The organism is Tropicimonas sp. IMCC34043, from assembly GCF_003390845.1.
GTDB lineage: Bacteria > Pseudomonadota > Alphaproteobacteria > Rhodobacterales > Rhodobacteraceae > Tropicimonas.
The window spans coordinates 255,895-277,061 of record NZ_QMEK01000002.1 but is presented as its reverse complement, the minus strand read 5'-3'; the positions used below and the strand labels follow the sequence as shown (position 1 = coordinate 277,061).

The window sequence follows — 21,167 nt, the reverse complement described above, 5'->3', positions numbered from 1 at the left end:
CCCGAGGAGCCGGCCGCTCCCTGCGGGAGCAGGCGGCCGCTGGTTCACGATAGCATCCCGAACGACGGTCTGGCGTACCCTAATTTGCTATTCGGACCCGGGCGATTCGGCCCCGAGCCGTTCCCGCAACTGGCGCAGAACGGGAAGGATCAGGCGGATGCGGTCGGCGCCGATCTCTTCCACCACTTCGGCGACGAGGGGCGCGACAGCGGCGATCGCCGCGTCACGGGCTGCGCGCCCCGAGGGGCTGATCGACACGAACTTGCGCCGGGCGTCGTTCCAGTCGGGCCGGATATGGACATGCCCCGCCCATTCGAGTTTCGCGAGCGTATTGGTCATGGCACCGCGGGTCAGATGAAACGCCTGGGCAAGCTGCGCAGGCGTCCGCTCCTCGCCGACGCGGGCGAGGTGGTTCAGAACCGAAAAATGGCTGATCTCCATGCCCTTCGGCATCGCCTTGGTCAGCCGGTTGCGGGCGAGCTGGTCGACCGTGAAGATCTCGCTGAACAAGGCGACGGCGAGGCTTCGGCTCTGCGGGTTCATTCCGGGCCCTCAATGGCGCGGTCATGACGCAACGAGGGAACGCGCGAGCGCGCCTCGGCCACCGCATCGAGGTCGAGATCGACGCAGCTGACGCCGGGTGCCGTGCCGGCATCGACCAGGATCTCGCCCCATGGCGCCACCGCCAGGCTGTGTCCATGGGTCTGCCGCGACCGGCCTTCGCGTGCGGCATGGGTGCCGGTCTGCGCGGGTGCCAGAACGAAGGCGCCGGTTTCGATGGCGCGGGCACGCAGCAACACCTCCCAATGGGCGGCGCCGGTGACGGCCGCGAAGGCCGCCGGAACGGTCAAGATCTGCGCGCCCGCCCCGGCAAGGCGACGGAACAGATACGGAAATCGCAGGTCATAGCAGATCGAAAGACCGAGCGTGGCAAAAGGCGTCCGGGCCAGAACCGCCCGCGCGCCCGGCCGATAGGCGGTGGATTCGCGATAGCTTTCGGTTGGCGAGACATCCACGTCGAACATGTGGATCTTGTCATAACGCGCTTCGATGCCGCCATCGGGGCCGATCAGGAACGAGCGGTTGGCGAACCGGCCGTCCGGGTCGTCGGTCTTCAGCCCGAGCGAGCCGATCAGCAGCCAGATCCCGTGGCGCGCCGCGGTATCGCGCAGGCCCGCCAGGGTCGGGTCCTCGGCCTCGGGGCGCATCGCCTCGGCCTGAATCCGGCGACTGGCCGACAGGCAATTGGTCATCTCGGGGGTCAGCACGAACTCTGCCCCTTCGGACACGGCACTGTCGATGAACCCTCGCGTCACCGGAAGGTTTGCCGCCGGATCGTCGCCGGCGTTCAGCTGCAGCAGGGCGGCACGAACCCGGCTCATGCCCCCAGCAGCGGGTCGAGCTTGCCCGCCCGCTCCAGCGCATAAAGTTCGTCGCAGCCGCCGACATGGGTGGGACCGATGAAGATCTGCGGCACGGTATAGCCGCCGTTGGCGCGGCTCAGCATCTCCTGCCGCCGCTCTGGCTGGCGCGACAGGTCGATCTCGGAAAACGGCACGCTTTTCTTCTCGAGCAACCGTTTGGCTGCCGCGCAATAGCCGCAATAGGGTGTGGTGTAGATCTCGACAGGTGGCATTCAATTCTCCGAATGGGACCTGCAAAACCCTATCCGTCCTTGCTGACCCGCGCCAGTGCCAGAACCCGAACCTCGGCCGTGCCAGCCGCAAGGCAGGCCTCGGCGCAGGCTGCAAAGGTGGCACCCGAGGTCATCACGTCGTCGACCAGCACAATCACCCGGCACCGTGACAACGCCGCCCGCCCCGGCGCAACGCGAATCGCCGACGCAAGGTTGGCAAATCGCGCCTCGATGCCCTTGCCGTCCTGGCTGCCGGTGAAACGGCGGCGTTGCAGCAGGTCGGGGCAGCAGGCAAGCCCGGTCCGTGCCGCCAGCGCCCGGGCCAGCAGGGCCGACTGGTTATAGCGGCGCTGGAACAGACGCCGCCAGTGCAGCGGCACGGGAACGATCAGCGGATCGTCCTGCAGCAGCGCCGCACCCGCGGTCGCCATCCATCCGGCCGCAGCACGGGCAAGATCGGTCCGGTCGCCATGCTTGAGCCCCAGAACCAGCCGACGCCCGTTGCCGCCATAGGTCATCGCCGCCCGCCCGCGGGTCCAGGGCCGGGCGATCTTCAGGCAATCGTCGCAATGCACCGGCCCCTTTGGCGCCTCGCCAGGCAAAGGCGTGCCACAAAGATCGCAGACAAGGCCGGTGATGAACGGCGTATCGCGCCAACACGGACCGCAAAGCGCACCTTCGTGACCGACGATGGCGTTGCAGTTGACGCAATGGGGCGGGTAGATTGCCGCGATCACCGCCTGCGCCCCTGCCCTCACCCCAGATAGACCGATCATGCCCCCACCCCGCCTTACCGACCGCGCCGCCCTCAGCCGCGCCCGCGCCCGCGCCCGGCGGGCGCCCGAGGGCATGGCCGACTTCCTGCACCGCGAAATGGCCGACGAGATGCAGGAGAGACTGGCCATGGTTAACAGGAGCTTTACGGCACCGGCGGTGGTGTCGGGTTTCCCGGATCTCTGGGCCGAGTTGATGCCGGAGGCGACCCACGTGGCCGACGACGAGGTTCTGGATCTGTCCGTCGGCGCCCATGATCTGGTGATCCATGCGCTGGCGCTGCACTGGGCCGACGATCCCGTGGGCCAGCTGGTCCAGTCCCACCGGGCGCTGAAGCCCGACGGGCTGTTCCTCGCCTGCCTCTTTGGCGGCGAAACCCTGTGCGAGCTGCGCGACGCCCTGACCCGGGCCGAGATCGCGGAACTCGGCGGGCTGTCGCCGCGGATCCTGCCGATGGCCGAGATCCGGGACATCGGCAGCCTGCTGCAGCGGGCGGGCTTTGCGCTGCCGGTCGCCGACAGCTTGACGCTGAACGTCAGCTACCAGACGCCATTCCACCTGATGCACGATCTGCGCGCCATGGGCGAGACCAACGCGCTTGATGCCCGCCACCGCCAGCCGGCGCCACGGCAACTGTTCCTTCGGATGGCCGAGGTATATGCCGCCGACCATGGCCAGGAGGACGGCCGCATCCCCGCGACCTTCGAGATCCTGTTCCTGTCGGGCTGGGCGCCCGACGCCTCGCAACCGCGGCCCCTGCGCCCCGGCTCGGCCGCCACCCGGCTGGCCGACGCGCTGGGAACCGAGGAACACCCCGTTGGCGGGACATTGCCGCCCGTCGGCGACTGATCGCCGGCAAAACGACTGCAACTGCCACCGGAGTTTCCCGATGACCGACACCCGTCCTGCCAGCCACCCGGTTCTGCCGACCGACAAGATCGGTGTGCTGCTTGCAAACCTTGGAACACCCGATGGCACCGACTATTGGTCGATGCGCCGCTATCTGAGCGAGTTTCTCAGCGACCGCCGCGTGATCGACTATCCGCGCTGGAAATGGCAGCCGCTGCTGCAGCTGATCATCCTGTCGAAACGGCCGTTCTCGTCGGGCGCTGCCTATCGCTCGATCTGGAACGAGGAAGCGAACGAAAGCCCGCTGGCGACGATCACCCGGGCGCAGACGGAAAAGATCGCCGCGACGCTTGCAGATCGTCATGGCGAGGGTGTCGTGGTCGACTATTGCATGCGCTACGGCAATCCCTCGACCGCCTCGAAGGTCCGCGCCCTGGTCGAACAGGGCTGCCGCCGGATCCTGTTCTTTCCGCTATACCCGCAATACGCCGGTGCAACGATCGCAACTGCCAACGACCAGTTCTTTCGCGCGCTGATGGAAGAAAGATGGCAGCCAGCGGTGCGCACCGTGCCGCCCTATTTTACCAACGATGGCTATATGGATGCGCTTGCGGCCTCGGTGCGCCGGGCCTATGCCGCGCTCGACCCCGAGCCTGACATCCTGATCTGCTCCTACCACGGCCTGCCCGAACGCTATCTGACCGAGGGCGATCCCTATCATTGCCAATGCCAGAAAACGACGCGGCTGTTGAAGGAACGGCTGGGCTGGGCCGATGACCGCATCAAGACCAGTTTCCAGAGCCGCTTTGGCCCCGAGGAATGGCTGAAGCCTTATACGGTGGAGGAGGTTGCCCGTCAGGCCGAGGCGGGAAACAAACGGATCGCGGTGATCGCGCCGGCGTTTTCGGCCGATTGCATCGAGACGCTGGAAGAGATCCGCGAGGAAATCCGCGAGAGTTTCGAACATGCGGGCGGCGAGCGATTCACCTACATCCCGTGTCTAAATGACGACGACGCCCATATTGCAGCGCTTTGCGACGTGATCGGCGACAATCTTCGCGGCTGGACGGAATAGATCTGCAAAAAGCGGCCGAATGGGGTTTCAGTTTCCCTGACGCCAGACATGAAAAAGGCGGGCCGATGCCCGCCTTTTCCAGAATCTTTTCGACCAACTTATCAGTTGGAAGCAGCAGCAGCCGCGGCGCCGGCGATGATCACAAAGATCAACAGCGGAACCCAGAGGCCACCGCCCGACGAACCGGTGTCTTCTTCGATGATTACCGGCTCAACGACCGGCTCTTCGTAGCCACCAGCGACAGCCGTCGAAGCGGCAGCGGCCAGAGCAGCAGCGAGAACGAACTTCTTCATGTTAACCTCCAGTTTTTGCACGGGCTGGATAGTGAGGACGCCCGCACGCTCTAGTAGTACCTCGTGCTCAATTCCTCGCAGACCATCGCAGATTTGGCAATCGGTCTCCGCGCCACACATCAGCAAGCTTGCGCCGATGTCGTCAAATAAGCAACACCTGCGCGCCCGGCGCCACCAGAGAATAAAGTTCTGCAATATGTTCATTGTACAGGCCGATGCAGCCTGACGACGAGGGGCGCCCGATCTTGCGTGTGTCGTGCGTTCCGTGGATCCGATAGTATTGCCATCCGAGATAGAGCGCGTGGGTGCCGAGCGGGTTGTCGGGGCCCGCGGGCACAAAATCCGGCCATTCGGGATTGCGCAGTTTCATCGACGGCGTCGGCGACCAGGTCGGCCCCTCGACCTTGCGGATCACATCGGTCCGGCCCCGCCGGGTCAGGTCCTGCGACACCGGAACGCTGCAGGGATAAAGCCGATAGACGCTTTGATCCGAGGACCAGTAATGCAGCGCACGCGAGTCGATGTCGACCAGGATCGCGCCGCCCTGAGTCGAGGTGAAATAGGGCTGCCAGCTGCGGTTCCGGAAGCTCGAGATGTTGTGCGACGGAGTGGTGCCGGTTTCTTCCACCACGCCGAAGACGTCGGTCTGGGCAAATGCCGGAAGGGCAATGCCGCTGGCCGTTGCGGCAACGCCTGCCCGAAGGAAGGCGCGGCGGCTAGGCTTCGAAAGGAACGAATCAGACATCGGGTATCCTTGAGACTCCGTTTGACACACCTCGTCCGGGTGCTGCGTCATACTATGGCCATAGCGCCTCGGTCGCAAATCAAACGCGCGCCAGTTTTCGACTTGCCTCTTGAAGTGTTTGTGCCCCGGCGTTTCGAAGGCTAGACGGGTCTGAACTCGAATCTTCTGGCAGATACATGACACGCTTGATTGCGATCCTCTCAGCCCTGACCCTGACCTTGGCAGCCTGCGGAAGCCCTGGGGGCGGCGGCAGCGGCAATTATCGTATCTCCCGCGGTGACGCTGCCCGGATCCCCGGCCGGGTGCTCGAACAGGCCAACGGCTCGCGCACCGCGGCCGGCCTGCAGCCGATGACGCTCAGCAGCGAACTGAGCGCCGCCGCGATGGCGCATTCACGCGACATGTCCTATCAGAACCGGCCCTGGCACTGGGGCTCGGACGGCTCCTCGCCGATCCAGCGCGTCGCGCGCGCCGGCTATTCCGGCAAGTTCATGGGTGAAAACGTGTCGGAATCCTTCGAGGACGAGATCACCACGCTGAACGCCTGGATGAACGAAAGCGACACCCGGTCAGTGATCATGGATCCCGAAGCGACCGAAATGGGGTTCGGGTGGCATCAGGACGCCAACAGCAAGATCTGGTGGACTTTGGTGACAGGTGCCCCAATATACGGCACATCGATGACCGCAGCCTATGAGGCCACCGGCTTCTAGGGCGGCAACGGAACAGCCCGAAAAACAGGAAGGCGCCGCGGGACAGACCACGCGGCGCCTTCTTGATTCAGGATCCGGTTTCAGGCGTAGATGTCGATCGGTGTCCCGAGGCGGACCATGAGATAGATCTGTTCCATCTCTTCGTCGGTCAGGGCGATGCAGCCGGCGGTCCAGTCCTTGCGGCGGCCTTTCTTGCCGTCGTTCGGTTCGCCGTGAATGAAGATGTCGCCGCCGGGGTCCTGCCCAAAGGCGTTCGCATAGGCCACGTCGTCCTGGTTCGGATAGGAGATCCCGATCGACAGGTGATAGGAACTGCGCGGATTGCGGCGGTCTATCACGTAGGTTCCTTCCGGCGTCTTGCCATCGCCGCGGAATCGCTTCGGCCCCTCGGCCGCCGAGCCGAGGTCGATCTTGTAGTCCTCAAGCAAGGTATGGCCGTTGAAGACGTAAAGCTTGCGTCGGCTTTTCACGACCTGAAGCCGCGTTACCTCGGGTCCGTTATAGGTCGCGACCTTCTTGCCCGAACACGCCGAAAGCGCGAGCGCTGCACCGCCAGCCAGCAGAGTGCGTCTGGGATAGTTCATGCTGCCTTGCCCCAACCAGTTTTTTTATAGGCGGATTATAGCCGAAAAATCGTTATCTTGAAGAGGCCTTGGCGGCTTCGGCACCGCTTCGCCTACAGACGCATCCCGGTGTGATCCGCCTGCCGCACTGCGGCGCCATCGGGATCGGGGATCGCGCGCGAGTCTCCCTGCGGTTCGGACTGGCTCAGGCGCGTTTCGATTGCGGCAAGGCGGATCAGAACCTCGTCGCGATAGGCTTCGGTGCGGGCGATCTCGTCCTCCTGGTGGGCGTCCTGCATCGAGTTCACGATCAGGCCGACCAGCAGGTTCACCACCGCGAAGGTGGTGAGCAGGATGAAGGGGATGAAGAAAACCCAGGCCTCGGGATAGACCTCCATCACCGGACGGACGATCCCCATCGACCATGATTCGAGGGTCATGATCTGGAACAGCGAATAGGCCGACTTGCCAAGCGAGCCGAACCAGTCCGGGAACGCCGCGCCGAAGAGCTTCGTCGCCATCACCGCGCCGATATAGAACACGAGCCCCATCAACACAAAGACCGAGCCCATGCCGGGCAGCGCCGAAACGAAGCCCTCGACCACCCGGCGCAGCCGCGGCATGACCGAGATCACGCGCAGCACCCGCAGGATCCGCAGCGCCCGCAGCACCGACAGCCCGTGTGCGTTGGGCACCAGCGCGATGCCGACCACCGCAAAGTCGAACAGGCTCCAGCCGTCGCGGAAAAACGCCAGCCGGTGGACAAAGATCCGCACCGCGATCTCGATCACGAAGATCGTCAGGCAGAGGTAGTCGAGGGTCAAAATCAGCCCGCCCGCCCGCTCCATCGCCGCCGGATAGGTCTCGAGCCCGAGCAGGATCGCGTTGAACACGATCACGCCGATGATGAAATTGCCGGTCGCCGGGCGTTCAAGCCAGGCCTTCAGGGTCTGTCGCATGTCTGTCCGCTTTGGAATGGGTCGCTCAGACCGGGATATGGTCGCGCGAAAACAGGGCTGCAAGTTCCACATGCGGCGACCAGCGGAACTGATCGACCACCTGCACCCAGTGCAGCGCGTATCCGCCGGCGACCAGAATGGCCGCGTCGCGGGCAAAGCTGACCGGGTTGCAGGAAACAGCCGCGATACGCGCCACCTCTCCCCGGGCAAGTTCGGTCATCTGCGCCTCGGCCCCGGCACGTGGCGGGTCGATCACCACGGCATCAAATCGGGCAAGCTCGTCGGGCAAAAGCGGCCGGCGGAACAGGTCGCGCACCTCGGTGGTGACGCGCTTGAGGCCAGAGGCCCGGCGCCAGCCCTCGTCGAGCGCCGCGACCATCTCGCCCGCGCCTTCGACCGCATGAACCTCGGCCCGGCGGGCAAGCGGCAGAGCAAAGCTGCCGCATCCGGCGAACAGATCGGCGATCCGCGCGGCATTCCCCACCGCCTCGGCGGCCGCTGCGCGCAACGCCGCCTCGCCCTGCCCGGTCGCCTGCAGGAAGGCGCCGGGCGGGGGCGTGACCGCAATGCCATCGAACCCGACGGTCGGGCGCTGGCGCAGCGCGATCACCTCGCCCTCCCAGCTAAGCCGCGACAGGCCATGTGCCTCGGCCAGCGCCGCCAGTTCGGCGCGGAGCGCAGCATCCGCGGGCTTGCCACCGGCAACCGCGATGTCGGGTCCTTCCGGCGCCACGGTCACGGTCAGCGCCAATGCGCCCTTGCGCGAGGCGCCAAGCCGGGTCAGCGCCTCAAGGCACGGGCGGGCGCGGGCGATTGCGGGGTCGACGAGCAGGCAACCCGGCACGTCGACGACCATACCCGAGGCGCGGGCGTGGAACCCGACCAGGACGCCGTGCTTGGTCCGGCGGCCCGAAAACACCGCGCGGCGGCGTGACTGCGGCGGCGAGGTCAGGATGGCGCGAAACGGCGGCGCCAGCCCCTGTGCTGCCAGCGCAGTGCGCACCACCTCCTGCTTCCACGCGGCCACAAAGGCGTCCGAGGCGTGCTGCAACGCGCAGCCGCCGCAGGTCTTGTAATGCCGGCAGGGCGCCGAAACCCGGTCGGGCGAGGGCGTGACGATCCGCGGCGCGGTCAGCCGCCCGCCATCGAGTTCGCCCGAAACCACCTCACCCGGCAGGGCGCCTGCGACAAAGACCGGGCCCCGCGCGATCCCGTCGCCCAGATGACCCAGCCGTTCGATCGTGACTTTTGCGCTCACTCCGCCGCCTCGAGGTTCAGGAAACCGCCGGACTGACGCTTCCAGTAGCGGGCATAAAGCCCGCCGCGGGCCAGCAGATCGGCATGAGTTCCCTCTTCGACAATGCGGCCCGCATCCATGACGACGATCCGGTCCATCCGGGCGACGGTCGACAGCCTGTGCGCGATGGCCAGCACCGTCTTGCCCTCCATCACCCGTTCGAGGGCGGTCTGGATCAGCGCCTCGACCTCGCTGTCGAGCGCCGATGTCGCCTCGTCCAGCACCAGGATCGGCGCGTCCTTCAGGATGGCCCGGGCCAGTGCAACCCGCTGGCGCTGTCCGCCCGACAGCCTGACGCCACGCTCGCCCAGATGCGCCTCATAGCCTTCGCGCCCGGCGAAATCGCGCAGGCCCAGCACGAATTCGTGCGCCTCGGCGCGTTCGGCGGCGGCCACCACCTCGGCCTCTGTCGCGTCCGGGCGGCCATACAGCAGGTTGTCGCGTGCCGAGCGGTTGAACATCGCGGTTTCCTGCGTGACCATGCCGATCTGGCGGCGCAAGGAATCCTGGGTCAGCTCGCGCACGTCCTGCCCGTCGATCGTCACCGCGCCCGCCTCGACATCGTGCAGCCGCAGCAGCAACGACACCAGTGTCGACTTGCCCGCGCCCGAGGCGCCGACCAGCCCGACCTTCTCGCCCGGCTCCAGCACCAGCGACACATCCTCGAGCCCGCCCTTGCCGCGGCCATAGGTGAAACTGACGTGGTCAAACACCACCCGCCCCTTCGCTGCCGGCAACGGCCTGGCGTCCGGCGCGTCGGTCAGCCCATAGGGCGGCGTCAGGGTGCGGATCCCGTCCTCGATCTCGCCGATATTGGCATAGATCCCCATCAGCGTGAAACTGACCCAGCCCGTCATCTGCGCAATCCGGATCGAAATCGCGCCGGTCGCCGCGATGTCGCCGGCCGTGGCATGGCCATGGCTCCACAGGATCAGCGTGCCGCCGATCAGCAGCACGGGCAGAAACCCCGCCAGCGTCATCAGCAGGGTGCGAAAGATCGAGGCGTAATTGCCAAAGGCAATGGCCCGAAGCCGGAACTGCTGCATCGACTGCAGCGCGGCCTGATCCTCGCGCCCGGCATGGCCGAACAGCTTGACCGTCTTGACGTTCGTGATCGTGTCGACGATGTGGCCCGACACCATGGCGCGCGCGCCCGCCCGTGCCTTCGACCGCTTGCGGATCCGCGGCATGAACCAGGCAATCAGCGCCACATAGGCGCAAAGCCAGACCGCCAGCGACAGCGCGATGCGCCCGTCGATGGAGGTCAGCATCAGCACCGCCCCGACCAGCGAGGCGACGGCGAAGAAGACGACGTTGATGATTTCGGACACGACGTCGGTGATCGCACGCGAGGTCTGCATCATCTTCTGCGCGATGCGCCCGGCAAAGTCGTTGTCGAAGAACGTCACCGAATGACCGAGCGTCCAGCGATTGAGCCGTGACAGCACCAGCGGCATGACGTTCGGCTGCACGACGACCGCGTTTGCCGTTGCCGACAGCCCGAAGGCGACCGGGCGCAGCACCACGAAAAACACGAAGGCCGCAATCAGCAGCCCCGTGTTCTGGTCAAAGAATTCGGCCGGGCCGCTGCCGAGGGCACTGTCGATGATCCGCCCCAGCACCAGCGCCGAAACGACCTCGAGCGTACCGACCAGCGAGGACAGCAGCCCCGAGACCAGCAAGACCGGCAGCGATCCCTTCAGACTCCAGGTCACGAAGGGCAGAAACCGGCGCGGCGGCTGCCCCTCGGCCGGGGTGAAGGCATCGATCAGGTCTTCGGGCCTCATTCCGCGGCCTCAGTTTCTTCGGTTTCGACACCGATGAAGCCGCCCGACTGGCGTTTCCAGAAGCTTGCGTAAAGCCCGCCCTGCGCCAGCAGCGCGTTGTGGTCCCCGACCTCGACGATCCGTCCGCCATCCAGCACCACGATCCGGTCCATGCGCGCAATGGTCGACAGCCGGTGCGCGATGGCGATCACCGTCTTGCCCTCCATCACGCCATAGAGCGTGTCCTGGATCGCCGCCTCGATCTCGCTGTCGAGCGCCGATGTCGCCTCGTCCAGCACGAGGATCGGCGCGTCCTTCAGGATGACACGTGCCAGCGCGATCCGCTGACGTTGCCCGCCCGACAGCTTCACCCCGCGCTCGCCGACCCGCGCGTCATAGCCGCTGTGGCCCTGCGGGTCGGTCAGCGCGTCGATGAACTCGGTCGCCGCGGCGCGGTCGGCTGCGGCCGTCAGCTCGGCCTCGCTCGCCTCGGGGCGGCCATAAAGGATGTTCTCGGCAATCGAGCGGTGCAGCAGCGCGCTGTCCTGCTGGACCATGCCGATCTGGCGGCGCAGGCTGTCCTGCGTGACCGCAGTCACGTCCTGGCCGTCGATCAGGATCTGCCCCGCCTCGGGGTCGTAGAACCGCAGCAGCAGCTTCACCAGAGTCGATTTTCCCGCCCCCGACCGGCCGATCAGCCCGATCTTCTCGCCCGGCGCGATGCTCAGCGACAGCCGGTCCAACCCGCCGCCGCCGCGGCCGTAATGGTGGCTGACGGCGCGAAACTCGATGCCGCCGCGGTCGATCTTCATCTCGGGCGCACTCGGCCGGTCGGTCAGCTCGACCGGTTGGGCGATGGTCTCCATCCCCTCTGCCACCACCCCGAGCTGTCGGAAGAAGCTCGACATGGCCCACATGATCCAGCCGGTCATGGCGTTCAGCCGCAGCGTCAGCGCGGCCGCCGCCGCGACCACCCCGACCGAGGCCGATCCCTGCGTCCAGAGCAGGATCGCCCAGCCGACGACGCCGACGATCAGCAGGCCGTTCAGGATCGTCAGCACGATATCCATGATCGAATGGATCCGCATCTCGCGCATCGCCGTGATACGGGTGTTCTCGATCGCCTCGCGGGCATAGCCAAGTTCGCGGTCGTGGTGGGCGAACATCTTGACCGAATGGATGTTGGTATAACTGTCGACAACCCGTCCGGTCACCTGGCTGCGCGCCTCGGACGCCGCCTTGGACGCCGGGCCGACACGATTGAGCGTCCAGCGCATCAGCAGCACGTAGAGCACGAACCAGACCAGCAGCGGCAGCGCAAGGCGCAGGTCGGCATCGGCCAGCAGCACCGCCGCGCCGATCACATAGGCCACCGAATAGGTCATCGCATCGAAGATCTGGAAGATCGCCTCGCCCGCCGCAGGCGGCGTCTGCATCACGCGGTTGGCGATGCGGCCGGCAAAATCGTTCTCGAACCAGCCGACCGACTGCCGCAGCACCTGCCGGTGAGCCCGCCAGCGCACCAAAGTGATGAAGTTCGGCACGATGCCAAGGTTCAGCACCAGCACGTCGAGCCCCTGCAACGCCGGCCGGATCAGCAGCAGGAACGCCGCCACCCCGACCATTTCGAGCCCGTGATCGGTCCAGAACGTCGCGCGGTCGGCCCCCGACAGAAGGTCGACCATCCGGCCCATGTAGTCGATCAGCGCGATTTCCATCGCCGCGACCAGAATCGACAGCACCGTGATGACCACGTACCACTTGCGCAGCGGGCGCGAATACTCCCACAGGAAAGCCACCAACCGGCGGGGCGGATGGTCGGTTTCCTCATACGGCGTATAAGGATCGATCAGGTTCTCAAAATATCGGAACACCGGGAACTACCCTGCGACGGCGGACGGCTTGGGCCGTCGGATTGCCCTCCTGTTATCTCAAAACCCGGCGTTCGAAAAGAACCGGTGGCGGAGGCGACCGGCGGGCTGCCGGCAGCGGTCAGTCGAGCAACAAAAGCCCCACGCAGCCGACCAGCAGCAACGCCATCACCAGGTTGAACCGGCGCATCCGTCGCTCGTCCCGGGCCCAAAGGGTGATCCCCTGCCCCAGAACCGCCCAGCTTGCCGCGCTGCCAAGCCCGAGTGCGACAAAGACCAGCGCCACGATGGCGGCACTGCGCAGCGGCGCCTCGGGCAGGACGAACTGCGCCGTGATCGCGATGGCCATCGCCCAACCCTTCGGGTTGATCCACTGGAATCCCGCCGCCTCGATGAAGGTGAACGGCCGCGGCTCGCCGCGCGCAGTCACGATGGCTCCGGTATGGCCCAGTTTCCAGGCCATCCACAGCAGCACCGCCGCCCCGATCCAGCGCAGCGCCTCACGAAAAACCGGGACCGTCTGGAACAGCCCGCCGAGGAAATAGCCCACCAGAAAGATCATCACCGGAAAGCCCAAGGCCACGCCCAGCACATGCGGCACCGTCCGGCGCAGACCGAAGGTGGCGCCAGAGCTGGCCAGCAGCGCATTGTTCGGCCCCGGCGTGAAGGCCGCGACCGCCGCAAGCGCAACAAGCGCGGAAAACGTCTCTGGTGACATGGCCGACATGATAGCACTCCTGATCGCGGCGGAGACTGCCGGTCGCACCCTGACGCGTCAAGCCAGAAGCTCGGCCCGGCTGAGTGCAAAACCCGAAGCGATCCAGCGCTGTTCCAGCGCCCGCATCCGGGCACCAAGGGCTGCACCCTGAAGCCCCGGCATCAGGTCATGCGCCGCAACCGGAAAATGCGCGTTGGCACCAAGCGCGACCTCGGCCAGCGCCTCGGGCGGCACAGCGACACCGATCAGTGCCGCGCGTACCAGAACTGCGGCCCGCCCATCGACCGCGCCGAGGCGAAAGCCAAGCTCGCCCGCGCCACGATCGGACCGCGCGGCCTCGGCAAGGGTGTCGAGCCGGCGCGCCTCCGTGCGGCTCAGGCGCAACCGCTGTGGTGCGGCCTCGCCGCCCAGCGCCGCCAGCCGCATGATCGGGTCGGACGCCGTGCCGGTCATCTGCTCCAGATGCACAAGCACCGTCAGTGGCGACACATCGGCCCCGGGCAGGATTGCGGCAAGCACGCCCGCGGTCTGCATCACCGCAACCGCGGGGGCGGGATCGGGGGCGGCCAGCAGCTTCAACACCTCGGCCCCGATACGTTCGGCCGAGATCTGGTGCAAGCCCTCGACATTGGCAGCACAGGCCGCCAGCGCCTCGGGGTCGATCCCGTCTGCCGGGTCCGCATACCAGGCCGAAAAGCGGAAGAAGCGCAGGATGCGCAGATAGTCCTCGCGCACCCGGTTGACCGCCGTGCCGACAAAGCGCAGCCGCCGGGCCTGCAGATCGGGCATCCCGTTCAGCGGATCGACGATCAGCCCGAGCCTGTCGCAATAGATCGCGTTCATGGTGAAGTCGCGGCGTCGCGCGTCCTCCTCCACCCTGTCCGAGAAATGCACCACCGCGCGGCGGCCGTCGGTTTCGACATCGCGCCGGAAGGTCGTGATCTCGAAAGGTTCGCGCCCGACCAGCACGGTCACAGTTCCATGTTCGATGCCTGTGGGCACCACCTTCAACCCGGCGGCCTGCATCACCTCGGTTACCCTCTCGGGCCGGGCGTCGGTCGACAGGTCGTGGTCCGACACCGGCTGACCGAGCAACGTGTTGCGCACGCAGCCGCCAACGAACAGGGCCCGGAACCCGGCCGCCTCCAGCAGCCCGCAGACCCGCTGCACGGCAGGCGCATCGAGCCAGGAGGCAGACAGCCGCGTCACGGCCCCATCCGGTCGGCCAGTGCCCGCAGCATTCGCGCGGTAGCGCCCCAGATGTAATAGGGCCCGTGCGGCACGGTATAGAAATGCCGCCACTCGCCGCGCCAACGCCGCCGTTCGATGGAAAATCGCGCCGGCGTGGTGACCAGATCGAGCGGCACCGAAAAGATCTCTTCGACCTCGCCGGGCTCGGACCGGGGCTGGAACGGCCCGCGCAAAAGCCCGACGACCGGAGTGATGCGAAAACTCGTGATCGTCTCGTGCTCGGGCAGGCAGCCCAGAACCTCGACGTTTTCGGGCGGCAGCGCGATCTCCTCCCAGGCCTCGCGCAGCGCGGTGTCAGTCACCGTGGTGTCGCCCTCGTCGCGCTTGCCGCCCGGAAAGGCGATCTGGCCCGGATGGTGTTTCAACCCCGAGGACCGCTTGGTCAGGTAAAGCCGCGGCCCCCGCGCCTCGAGCGCGATGGGCACCAGCACGCCCGCCTCGCGCAGCTTGCGGTTCGGCGGCAGCGTGTCGGGATTCAGATCGTAATCTGACGACGGCCGCCCCGTGGCAGCGACGGCGCGGAGCAGCCGCTCGCGCAGCGCCTCACGACTGCTCACCGCCCGCCTCGCGATTGGTGTCGGCGTCATCCGGGGCCACTTCGGCCTCGAAACCGAGTGTCTTCGGGTCGAATTCGTAATGCGCGCCGCAGAACTGGCAATCGGCGGTCACAATGCCGTCTTCGGTCGTCATGTGTGCGATGTCCTTGGCCGAATAGATCGACATCGATTGCCGCACCCGGTCGGGCGAACAGGTGCAGCCGAATTCCACCGGCTGCGCATCGAAGACCCGCGGCCATTCCTCGTGAAACAGGCGCACCAGAAGGTCGGTCGGCTGTACATGCGGCCCGACCAGTTCCAGTGGCTCGACGGTATCGAGCAGCAAGTTGGCGCGCGTCCAGTTCTCACCTTCCTCGCCCTGCAGGATGTCCTCGGCCTGCAGCAGGCCCTGCTCGCCCGAGCCGCCGTCCTGTGCAACGAAAGGAGAGGCCTTGGGCATCGCCTGCAGCATCACGCCGCCGGCGCGCCATTCGTCGCCCGTCTCACCGATCATCTCGCCGAAACTCAGGGCAAACCGGGTCGGGATCTGTTCGGACTGCGCGAAATAGGTCTCGGCGCAGGAGGACAGGCTGCGCCCCGAGATCGGCGTGATGCCCTGATAGGGCGTCGTGCCCGCACCCTGGTCGATCAGGATCGCGAAATAGCCCTCGCCGATCAGCGAAAAGGGATCGCCGCCCAGATCGCGCTCCTTGTCGAAACTGGCATAGGCGCGGATCCGCGCCGGCGCACCCGGCTCGGCCGGTCCATAATAGTCGGTCGCGATCAGCCGCGCCGGTCCGTTTCCGCGGACCTGCAGCGACAGTTTCCAGCGCAGCTTTATGGTCTGCCCGATCAGGGCCGTCAAAAGCGCCATCTCGGACACCAGCGCCTCGATCGCGGGGGGATAGCTGTGCTGCGCCAGCAGCCGGTCGAGCACGCCGTCGAGCCGCGCAACGCGGCCCCGGATGTCGGAACGATCAAGCTGGAAGGGCAGGACGGTGTCGTCCCACGCAATTCGGGATCCAAGTGTCATGGGGTTTCCTTGCAAGCCTGTACTTGGCATATCGCAGCCATGTAGGCGCGGCAATGCACGGGTAAAAGGGGCAGGCGATGATCAGACGGGTCGGCGAGCGCGTGAAACCGGGCCAGGACTACAGGCTGCGGCACGGCGTCTACGCGGTGCTGATGAAGGGCGATCTGGTGTTGCTGACCCATCAGGCGGCGCCAACCCCCGAACTGCAACTGCCCGGCGGCGGCATCGATCCGGGCGAACAGCCGCTCGCCGCACTGCACCGCGAGGTGTTCGAGGAAACCGGCTGGAGCATGCGCCCTCACCGTCGCCTCGGTGCCTTCCGCCGCTTCACCTACATGCCAGATTACGATCTCTGGGCCGAAAAGCTCTGCACTGTCTATCTGGGCCGACCGGGCCAAAGGCTCGGCCCCGTTCCGGAACCGGAACATCAGGCGGTCTGGATGCCGGCGCGGGACGCGGCCGACATGCTAGGAAACAGCGGCGACCGGCATTTCCTGCGTCAGGCGCTGCGAAAGCTCTAGCCGGGCATCCGCTCGCCCCCCTGGCAAACCCGCGTCGTATCGGGCGCGCCGCTCCGGTTCCTGTCACGAGCCAAAACCTTGCGGCCCATCCTTGCCGCCGAATTCGAACAGGACGGCCGAGACGTCGTCCGCAAACTCGGTTTCGCCGGCATAGCTGGACAGATCGTGGGTCAACGCTTCCAGAAACGCCGGGCCGGCAAGCCCGGCGTTGCGCTGCAGCAGCTCGCTCAGACCTGCGTGATCGAGCATCTTTCCGGCCGCGTCCTCGCATTCCGTCACCCCGTCCGAAGTGATGAACAGCCGGTCGCCGGGGCCGAGCCGCGTCGAGATCCGCTGATACCCCGCCTCGCCGATCAGCCCCACGGGCAGCCCGCCATCGCCGAGAAATTCGACCGAGCCGTCGGCGTGCAGCACCGCCGGATGGGGGTGGCCCGCCTGCACCAGCCGCAGATCGCCGGTCACCAGATCCACGTCGGCAAACAGCAGGGTGAAATAGGTGTCGGTCTCCATCTCTGCCAGGGTCAGCCAGTTGAGTTCGGCCGCGACCTCTTCGGGCGGGCGCGAGTCGTACTGGCCTTCCGGCCCTTCGATCAGCGCCACGTTCTGACCCTGTGCTGCGCTCGACAGATACCCGGCCAGCCGCGCCGTCATCAGCGCCGAGGCGACGCCATGTCCCGAGACGTCGATGGCAAACAGGGCGACCCGCCGCGCATTCACTGGGAAGAACCCCACCAGATCGCCCCCCACATGACCGCTGGGCCGCAGCAGCAGCGAGACCTGCGAGCTGCCGAACTGCCGGAACCGTTCCTTCACCAGCGACTGCTGCAGCTTGCGCGCCTCGACCAGATCGCTGTCGAGCGAGTTGTAGAGCGCCTGAAGCTCGGCCAGCGTCTCGGACACCAGCCGGTTCTTTTCGACCAGCTGCTGTTCCATTTTCAGGATCCGCTCCCCCGCGTTCAGCCGCGCCCGCAACTCGTCGCCGCTGACCGGCTTGGTGAGGAAATCGTCGGCCCCGGCATCGAGCCCCTGAGCCACATCGCAGGATTCCGACTTCGACGTCAGAAGGATGAAATAGCCATAGCTGCCGCGCCCCATCCGGCGGAACTCCTGGCAGAATTCCGGCCCGTTCATCTCGGGCATCATCCAGTCGCTGATCACGATGTCGGGCGGGTTCGTGCGGCAAAGCTCCAGCGCTTCGGGCCCCGAGGCTGCCTCCTCGACCTCAAATCCCCAGCGCTTCAGCGAGGCGAGCAGGATGCGCCGCTGCAGTCGGCTGTCGTCAACGACAAGAATCCGCCGGGCGGGCACCAGACCGTGCTCCGTCGTCTCGTCGCTTCGCTCCGGTTCCCTCAATGCCACGTCGTGTTCCGCGTTTCGTTCGCTCTGTACCGATCCCTTGCACGGGGCCGATTAATGTCAGATGAACCGAAACCGTTTCCGGACGGCAGTCGCTAAGGCAATGTTAAGCTCTCGGGACCTAGGCTGCGCGCATTGAGACAATCCATGCGAGGGGGATTGAAGATGATCGACTGGAAACGGGTCGACGAGTTGCGCGACGAAATTGGCGTTTCGGAATTTCAGGAAGTGGTGGACCTGTTTCTGGAGGAGGTGGAGGCGCTGATGGCGCGGCTGCAAAGCAACCCGCAACCATCGAAATTCGAGGCTGACCTGCATTTCCTGAAGGGCTGCGCGGTCAACCTCGGCTTCGAACAATTCGCCAGGCTCTGCCTTGTCGGCGAGACGACATCGGCCGCCGGCCGTCCCGAAACCGTCGATCTCGCCCCGATCTTCGCCTGTTATGCGGCCTCGAAGGTCGAATTCCTTGCCGGGCTGCAATCGCGCGTGGCGGCGTGACGACACGTCCCTCCGGGCTGCGCCGCACCATGGGCGTTCAGATCACGAATTCCGCCAGAGTTTCGTCGCGGGTGATGTCGGTAAAGACAAATCCCTTCGCCTCGAGCCGGGCGAACAGCGCGTCGAAATTCGCCGCATCTGTCGTCTCGATTCCCAGCAGGACCGACCCGAAGTTGCGGCTCGATTTCTTCATGTATTCGAACCGGGCGATGTCATCTTCCGGTCCAAGCAGATCCAGAAAATCCCGCAGCGCGCCGGGGCGCTGCGCCAGACGCAGGATGAGGTACTTCTTCACGCCAAGGAACCGCTGCGCGCGTTCCTTGACGTCCGGAAGCCGCTCGAAATCGAAATTTCCGCCCGAGGTCACGCAGACCACGCGCCGCCCGCGGATCTGATTGGCCAGATCGGGCAGCGCATCGATCGACAGCGCGCCCGCGGGTTCCAGAACGATCCCCTCGATGTTCAGCATGTCGAGAATGGTGGTGCAGATCCGGTCCTCAGGCGCGCGCAACACGTCTGCCGGCGCCACCTGGCTCAGTGCCGCAAAGGGCAGATCGCCGATCCGCGCCACCGCGGCACCGTCGACAAAACTGTCGACCTTGGACAACGTAACCGGCCGGCCCGCGGCCACCGCCGCGGTCAGGCTCGCGCCGCCCGCGGGCTCGACATAGCGCAGGCCGACCATCGGCGCCGTCTCGGCCAGATAGCGGCTGACGCCGGCCGAAAGCCCGCCGCCACCCACCGGCAGGATCACCAGATCGGGCGGGTCGATCTCGTCCAGCACCTCGACGATGACCGAGGCCTGACCCTCGATCACGTCGGCATCGTCGAAGGGCGCCAGGAAATGGCCGCCCTCGCGCGCGCACCAGGCCTTTGCCTCGGTCAGGGTGTCGTCGAAATAATCGCCCGTCAGCCGGATCTCGATTGCGTCGCCACCAAAGCTGCGGGTCTTGTAGATCTTCTGCTGCGGTGTGGTCACCGGCATGAAGATCACGCCCTTCACCCCGAAATGGCGGCAGACGAAGGCGACGCCCTGGGCATGGTTGCCAGCACTCGCGCAGACGAACAGCCCCTGATCGGGCTTTACCGCCAGCACCTTGTGCATGGCGTTGAAGGCGCCGCGCAGCTTGTAGGATCTGACGGGGGCCAAATCCTCGCGCTTCAGCAGAATCTCGGCGCCAAAGCGGTCGGACAGGAAGTCGTTGCGCTGCAGCGGTGTCGGCGGGAACAACTCCCGCATCTTCAGGGTCGCCGCGCGGGCTTTTTCGGCAAAGCTGGTCATGGTTCGCGCGTACCAGACCACACAGCCGCCCGCTACGGGAATCCGCCTTGCCGCTGCGGGGTATCCCCGGTAAATCCGGGCCTCGAACAATACGTGACGGAGCCTCCGATGACCCAGCCGAAAAAAGTGGTGCTTGCCTACTCCGGCGGCCTCGACACCTCGATCATCCTGAAGTGGCTGCAGGTGCAGTATGGCTGCGAGGTCGTGACCTTCACCGCCGACCTCGGTCAGGGCGAAGAGCTGGAGCCGGCGCGGGCCAAGGCGGAGTTGCTGGGCATCAAGCCCGAGAACATCTTTATCGAGGATGTGCGCGAGGAATTCGTCCGCGACTTTGTCTTCCCGATGTTCCGGGCGAACGCCCAGTACGAGGGGCTCTATCTGCTCGGCACCTCGATCGCCCGGCCACTGATCTCGAAGCGTCTGGTCGAGATCGCCGCCGAGACCGGGGCCGATGCGGTGTCGCACGGGGCGACCGGCAAGGGCAACGACCAGGTCCGGTTCGAGCTGAGCGCCTACGCGCTCAACCCCTCGATCAAGGTCATCGCACCCTGGCGGGAATGGGACCTGTCGAGCCGCACCAAGCTGCTCGAATTCGCCGAGGCGCACCAGATCCCGATCGCCAAGAACAAGCGCGGCGAGGCGCCGTTCTCGGTCGATGCCAACCTGCTGCACACCTCGTCCGAAGGCCGCGTGCTGGAGGATCCGGCACAGGAGGCGCCCGATTACGTCTATCAGCGCACCGTGAACCCCGAGGATGCACCGAACCAGCCCGAGTACGTCGAGGTCACGTTCGAAAAGGGCGATGCGGTCGCCATCGACGGCGTGGCGATGAGCCCGGCGACGCTGCTGACCCGCCTGAACGAGCTTGGCGGCAAGCATGGTATCGGCCGGCTCGATCTGGTCGAGGGCCGGTTCGTCGGCATGAAATCCCGTGGCGTCTATGAAACCCCGGGCGGCACGCTACTGCTCGAGGCGCATCGCGGCATCGAATCGATCACGCTCGACCGCGGCGCGATGCATCTGAAGGACGACCTGATGCCGCGCTATGCCGAGCTGATCTATAACGGCTTCTGGTACAGCCCCGAGCGCGAGATGCTGCAAGCCCTGATCGACAAGAGCCAGGAACATGTCACCGGGACCGTGCGGCTGAAGCTGTACAAGGGTCTGGCGCGTACCGTCGGGCGGTGGTCGGAACATTCGCTTTATTCCGAAGCGGCCGTGACCTTCGAGGACGACGCCGGCGCCTATGACCAGAAGGACGCCGAGGGGTTCATCGCGCTGAACGCCCTGCGGCTGAAGCTGTTGGCGCAACGCAACAAGAAGTTCGAGTGACTGGCTCTTTGCGTCGGGCGTTATTCTGACGCGCGATCACACTCTCAACGATCACGAACGGACGCCGCGGCGTCCGTTTTTGTGGGGTGCCGTGCCATC

At 66.0% G+C, this 21,167-nt stretch carries 23 protein-coding genes; 6 read left to right on the top strand and 17 right to left on the bottom strand.

What is annotated here, in order from left to right; genetic code table 11:
- Positions 1–87: 87 nt before the first annotated feature.
- Genes DQG17_RS11080 through DQG17_RS11065 form a run of 4 tightly spaced genes read right to left on the bottom strand, consistent with a single transcriptional unit; the run spans position 88 to position 2,412 of the window.
- A complete protein-coding gene (locus DQG17_RS11080; RefSeq protein WP_116132899.1) occupies positions 88–543 on the bottom strand; it encodes a MarR family winged helix-turn-helix transcriptional regulator in 456 nt (151 codons plus the stop codon).
- Positions 540–1,382 (bottom strand): carbon-nitrogen hydrolase family protein, encoded by an 843-nt coding sequence (locus DQG17_RS11075; protein WP_116132898.1) that lies wholly within the window; start codon positions 1,380–1,382, stop codon positions 540–542. The genes DQG17_RS11080 and DQG17_RS11075 overlap by 4 nt, the downstream gene beginning before the upstream one ends.
- Positions 1,379–1,636: a glutaredoxin 3 gene (gene grxC / locus DQG17_RS11070; protein WP_116132897.1), complete on the bottom strand. Its 258-nt coding sequence runs from the start codon at positions 1,634–1,636 to the stop codon at positions 1,379–1,381. Before grxC ends, DQG17_RS11075 begins: the two co-directional genes overlap by 4 nt.
- 29 nt (positions 1,637–1,665) lie before the next feature.
- Positions 1,666–2,412, bottom strand: coding sequence for a ComF family protein (locus DQG17_RS11065; protein WP_116133169.1), 747 nt, complete (start codon positions 2,410–2,412; stop codon positions 1,666–1,668).
- Between DQG17_RS11065 and DQG17_RS11060 the strand changes: the two genes are divergently transcribed.
- On the top strand, positions 2,411–3,259 hold the full coding sequence (locus tag DQG17_RS11060) for a methyltransferase domain-containing protein (protein WP_116132896.1): 849 nt from the start codon (positions 2,411–2,413) through the stop codon (positions 3,257–3,259). The two genes, DQG17_RS11065 and DQG17_RS11060, sit on opposite strands and share 2 nt — an antisense overlap.
- Before the next feature lie 40 nt (positions 3,260–3,299).
- Positions 3,300–4,334, top strand: a complete 1,035-nt coding sequence (gene hemH / locus DQG17_RS11055; protein ID WP_116132895.1) for a ferrochelatase — start codon at positions 3,300–3,302, stop codon at positions 4,332–4,334.
- Positions 4,335–4,435: 101 nt separating this feature from the next.
- Here hemH and DQG17_RS11050 read toward each other — a convergent pair whose 3' ends face one another.
- A complete protein-coding gene (locus DQG17_RS11050) occupies positions 4,436–4,627 on the bottom strand; it encodes a hypothetical protein (protein ID WP_116133168.1) in 192 nt (63 codons plus the stop codon).
- 142 nt (positions 4,628–4,769) lie between these two features.
- Positions 4,770–5,372, bottom strand: a complete 603-nt coding sequence (locus DQG17_RS11045) for a L,D-transpeptidase (RefSeq protein WP_116132894.1) — start codon at positions 5,370–5,372, stop codon at positions 4,770–4,772.
- A 176-nt stretch (positions 5,373–5,548) separates the two neighbouring features.
- Here DQG17_RS11045 and DQG17_RS11040 point away from each other — a divergent pair, with 176 nt between their 5' ends.
- Positions 5,549–6,085 (top strand): CAP domain-containing protein, encoded by a 537-nt coding sequence (locus DQG17_RS11040; protein WP_116132893.1) that lies wholly within the window; start codon positions 5,549–5,551, stop codon positions 6,083–6,085.
- A gap of 80 nt (positions 6,086–6,165) precedes the next feature.
- Here the strand turns inward: DQG17_RS11040 and DQG17_RS11035 are convergent, their stop codons facing one another.
- From DQG17_RS11035 to DQG17_RS10995, 9 genes are all read right to left on the bottom strand, one after another.
- Positions 6,166–6,669, bottom strand: coding sequence for a murein L,D-transpeptidase family protein (locus DQG17_RS11035; protein WP_116132892.1), 504 nt, complete (start codon positions 6,667–6,669; stop codon positions 6,166–6,168).
- 92 nt (positions 6,670–6,761) lie between these two features.
- A complete protein-coding gene (locus DQG17_RS11030) occupies positions 6,762–7,607 on the bottom strand; it encodes an ion transporter (RefSeq protein ID WP_198666092.1) in 846 nt (281 codons plus the stop codon).
- Positions 7,608–7,632: 25 nt separating this feature from the next.
- Positions 7,633–8,865: a class I SAM-dependent RNA methyltransferase gene (locus DQG17_RS11025; protein ID WP_116132890.1), complete on the bottom strand. Its 1,233-nt coding sequence runs from the start codon at positions 8,863–8,865 to the stop codon at positions 7,633–7,635.
- Positions 8,862–10,691, bottom strand: coding sequence for an ABC transporter ATP-binding protein (locus tag DQG17_RS11020; RefSeq protein WP_116132889.1), 1,830 nt, complete (start codon positions 10,689–10,691; stop codon positions 8,862–8,864). Before DQG17_RS11020 ends, DQG17_RS11025 begins: the two co-directional genes overlap by 4 nt.
- A complete protein-coding gene (locus DQG17_RS11015) occupies positions 10,688–12,544 on the bottom strand; it encodes an ABC transporter ATP-binding protein (RefSeq protein WP_116132888.1) in 1,857 nt (618 codons plus the stop codon). The genes DQG17_RS11020 and DQG17_RS11015 overlap by 4 nt, the downstream gene beginning before the upstream one ends.
- 118 nt (positions 12,545–12,662) lie before the next feature.
- Positions 12,663–13,268: a LysE family translocator gene (locus DQG17_RS11010; RefSeq protein ID WP_116132887.1), complete on the bottom strand. Its 606-nt coding sequence runs from the start codon at positions 13,266–13,268 to the stop codon at positions 12,663–12,665.
- A gap of 48 nt (positions 13,269–13,316) precedes the next feature.
- Positions 13,317–14,468, bottom strand: coding sequence for a CCA tRNA nucleotidyltransferase (locus DQG17_RS11005; RefSeq protein WP_116132886.1), 1,152 nt, complete (start codon positions 14,466–14,468; stop codon positions 13,317–13,319).
- Positions 14,465–15,097, bottom strand: coding sequence for a CoA pyrophosphatase (locus DQG17_RS11000; RefSeq protein ID WP_116132885.1), 633 nt, complete (start codon positions 15,095–15,097; stop codon positions 14,465–14,467). The genes DQG17_RS11005 and DQG17_RS11000 overlap by 4 nt, the downstream gene beginning before the upstream one ends.
- The gene (locus DQG17_RS10995; protein ID WP_116132884.1) at positions 15,054–16,079 is read right to left on the bottom strand and encodes an Hsp33 family molecular chaperone HslO; all 1,026 of its coding nucleotides are present in this window, start codon (positions 16,077–16,079) and stop codon (positions 15,054–15,056) included. The genes DQG17_RS11000 and DQG17_RS10995 overlap by 44 nt, the downstream gene beginning before the upstream one ends.
- Before the next feature lie 77 nt (positions 16,080–16,156).
- On the opposite strand from DQG17_RS10995, the gene DQG17_RS10990 reads away from it, so the two are divergent.
- A complete protein-coding gene (locus DQG17_RS10990; protein WP_116132883.1) occupies positions 16,157–16,600 on the top strand; it encodes an NUDIX hydrolase in 444 nt (147 codons plus the stop codon).
- 63 nt (positions 16,601–16,663) lie between these two features.
- Here the strand turns inward: DQG17_RS10990 and DQG17_RS10985 are convergent, their stop codons facing one another.
- Positions 16,664–17,953 carry a PP2C family protein-serine/threonine phosphatase gene (locus DQG17_RS10985; RefSeq protein ID WP_232829424.1) on the bottom strand — a complete coding sequence of 430 codons (1,290 nt, stop codon included), beginning with the start codon at positions 17,951–17,953 and terminating at the stop codon, positions 16,664–16,666.
- Between the two features lie 168 nt (positions 17,954–18,121).
- On the opposite strand from DQG17_RS10985, the gene DQG17_RS10980 reads away from it, so the two are divergent.
- Entirely contained in the window at positions 18,122–18,454 is a 333-nt protein-coding gene (locus DQG17_RS10980) for an Hpt domain-containing protein (RefSeq protein WP_116132882.1), read from the top strand.
- 37 nt (positions 18,455–18,491) lie between these two features.
- On the opposite strand, the gene ilvA is transcribed toward DQG17_RS10980, so the two are convergent.
- A complete protein-coding gene (ilvA, locus tag DQG17_RS10975) occupies positions 18,492–19,736 on the bottom strand; it encodes a threonine ammonia-lyase IlvA (protein WP_116132881.1) in 1,245 nt (414 codons plus the stop codon).
- A 108-nt stretch (positions 19,737–19,844) separates the two neighbouring features.
- On the opposite strand from ilvA, the gene DQG17_RS10970 reads away from it, so the two are divergent.
- Positions 19,845–21,068 (top strand): argininosuccinate synthase, encoded by a 1,224-nt coding sequence (locus DQG17_RS10970; protein WP_116132880.1) that lies wholly within the window; start codon positions 19,845–19,847, stop codon positions 21,066–21,068.
- Positions 21,069–21,167 lie beyond the last annotated feature (99 nt).

Excerpts from the sequence above, each read along its gene's own strand:
- DQG17_RS11010 (WP_116132887.1), bottom strand. The coding sequence starts at position 13,268 with ATGTCGGCCATGTCACCAGAGACGTTTTCCGCGCTTGTTGCGCTTGCG.
- DQG17_RS10970 (WP_116132880.1), top strand. The coding sequence starts at position 19,845 with ATGACCCAGCCGAAAAAAGTGGTGCTTGCCTACTCCGGCGGCCTCGAC.
- DQG17_RS10995 (WP_116132884.1), bottom strand. The coding sequence starts at position 16,079 with ATGACACTTGGATCCCGAATTGCGTGGGACGACACCGTCCTGCCCTTC.
- DQG17_RS11040 (WP_116132893.1), top strand. The coding sequence starts at position 5,549 with ATGACACGCTTGATTGCGATCCTCTCAGCCCTGACCCTGACCTTGGCA.
- DQG17_RS11065 (WP_116133169.1), bottom strand. The coding sequence starts at position 2,412 with ATGATCGGTCTATCTGGGGTGAGGGCAGGGGCGCAGGCGGTGATCGCG.
- DQG17_RS11000 (WP_116132885.1), bottom strand. The coding sequence starts at position 15,097 with ATGACGCCGACACCAATCGCGAGGCGGGCGGTGAGCAGTCGTGAGGCG.
- DQG17_RS11075 (WP_116132898.1), bottom strand. The coding sequence starts at position 1,382 with ATGAGCCGGGTTCGTGCCGCCCTGCTGCAGCTGAACGCCGGCGACGAT.
- DQG17_RS11035 (WP_116132892.1), bottom strand. The coding sequence starts at position 6,669 with ATGAACTATCCCAGACGCACTCTGCTGGCTGGCGGTGCAGCGCTCGCG.
- DQG17_RS11030 (WP_198666092.1), bottom strand. The coding sequence starts at position 7,607 with ATGCGACAGACCCTGAAGGCCTGGCTTGAACGCCCGGCGACCGGCAAT.
- DQG17_RS11060 (WP_116132896.1), top strand. The coding sequence starts at position 2,411 with ATGCCCCCACCCCGCCTTACCGACCGCGCCGCCCTCAGCCGCGCCCGC.
- DQG17_RS11080 (WP_116132899.1), bottom strand. The coding sequence starts at position 543 with ATGAACCCGCAGAGCCGAAGCCTCGCCGTCGCCTTGTTCAGCGAGATC.
- hemH (WP_116132895.1), top strand. The coding sequence starts at position 3,300 with ATGACCGACACCCGTCCTGCCAGCCACCCGGTTCTGCCGACCGACAAG.
- DQG17_RS10990 (WP_116132883.1), top strand. The coding sequence starts at position 16,157 with ATGATCAGACGGGTCGGCGAGCGCGTGAAACCGGGCCAGGACTACAGG.
- DQG17_RS11050 (WP_116133168.1), bottom strand. The coding sequence starts at position 4,627 with ATGAAGAAGTTCGTTCTCGCTGCTGCTCTGGCCGCTGCCGCTTCGACG.
- ilvA (WP_116132881.1), bottom strand. The coding sequence starts at position 19,736 with ATGACCAGCTTTGCCGAAAAAGCCCGCGCGGCGACCCTGAAGATGCGG.
- DQG17_RS11020 (WP_116132889.1), bottom strand. The coding sequence starts at position 10,691 with ATGAGGCCCGAAGACCTGATCGATGCCTTCACCCCGGCCGAGGGGCAG.
- DQG17_RS11045 (WP_116132894.1), bottom strand. The coding sequence starts at position 5,372 with ATGTCTGATTCGTTCCTTTCGAAGCCTAGCCGCCGCGCCTTCCTTCGG.
- DQG17_RS10980 (WP_116132882.1), top strand. The coding sequence starts at position 18,122 with ATGATCGACTGGAAACGGGTCGACGAGTTGCGCGACGAAATTGGCGTT.
- grxC (WP_116132897.1), bottom strand. The coding sequence starts at position 1,636 with ATGCCACCTGTCGAGATCTACACCACACCCTATTGCGGCTATTGCGCG.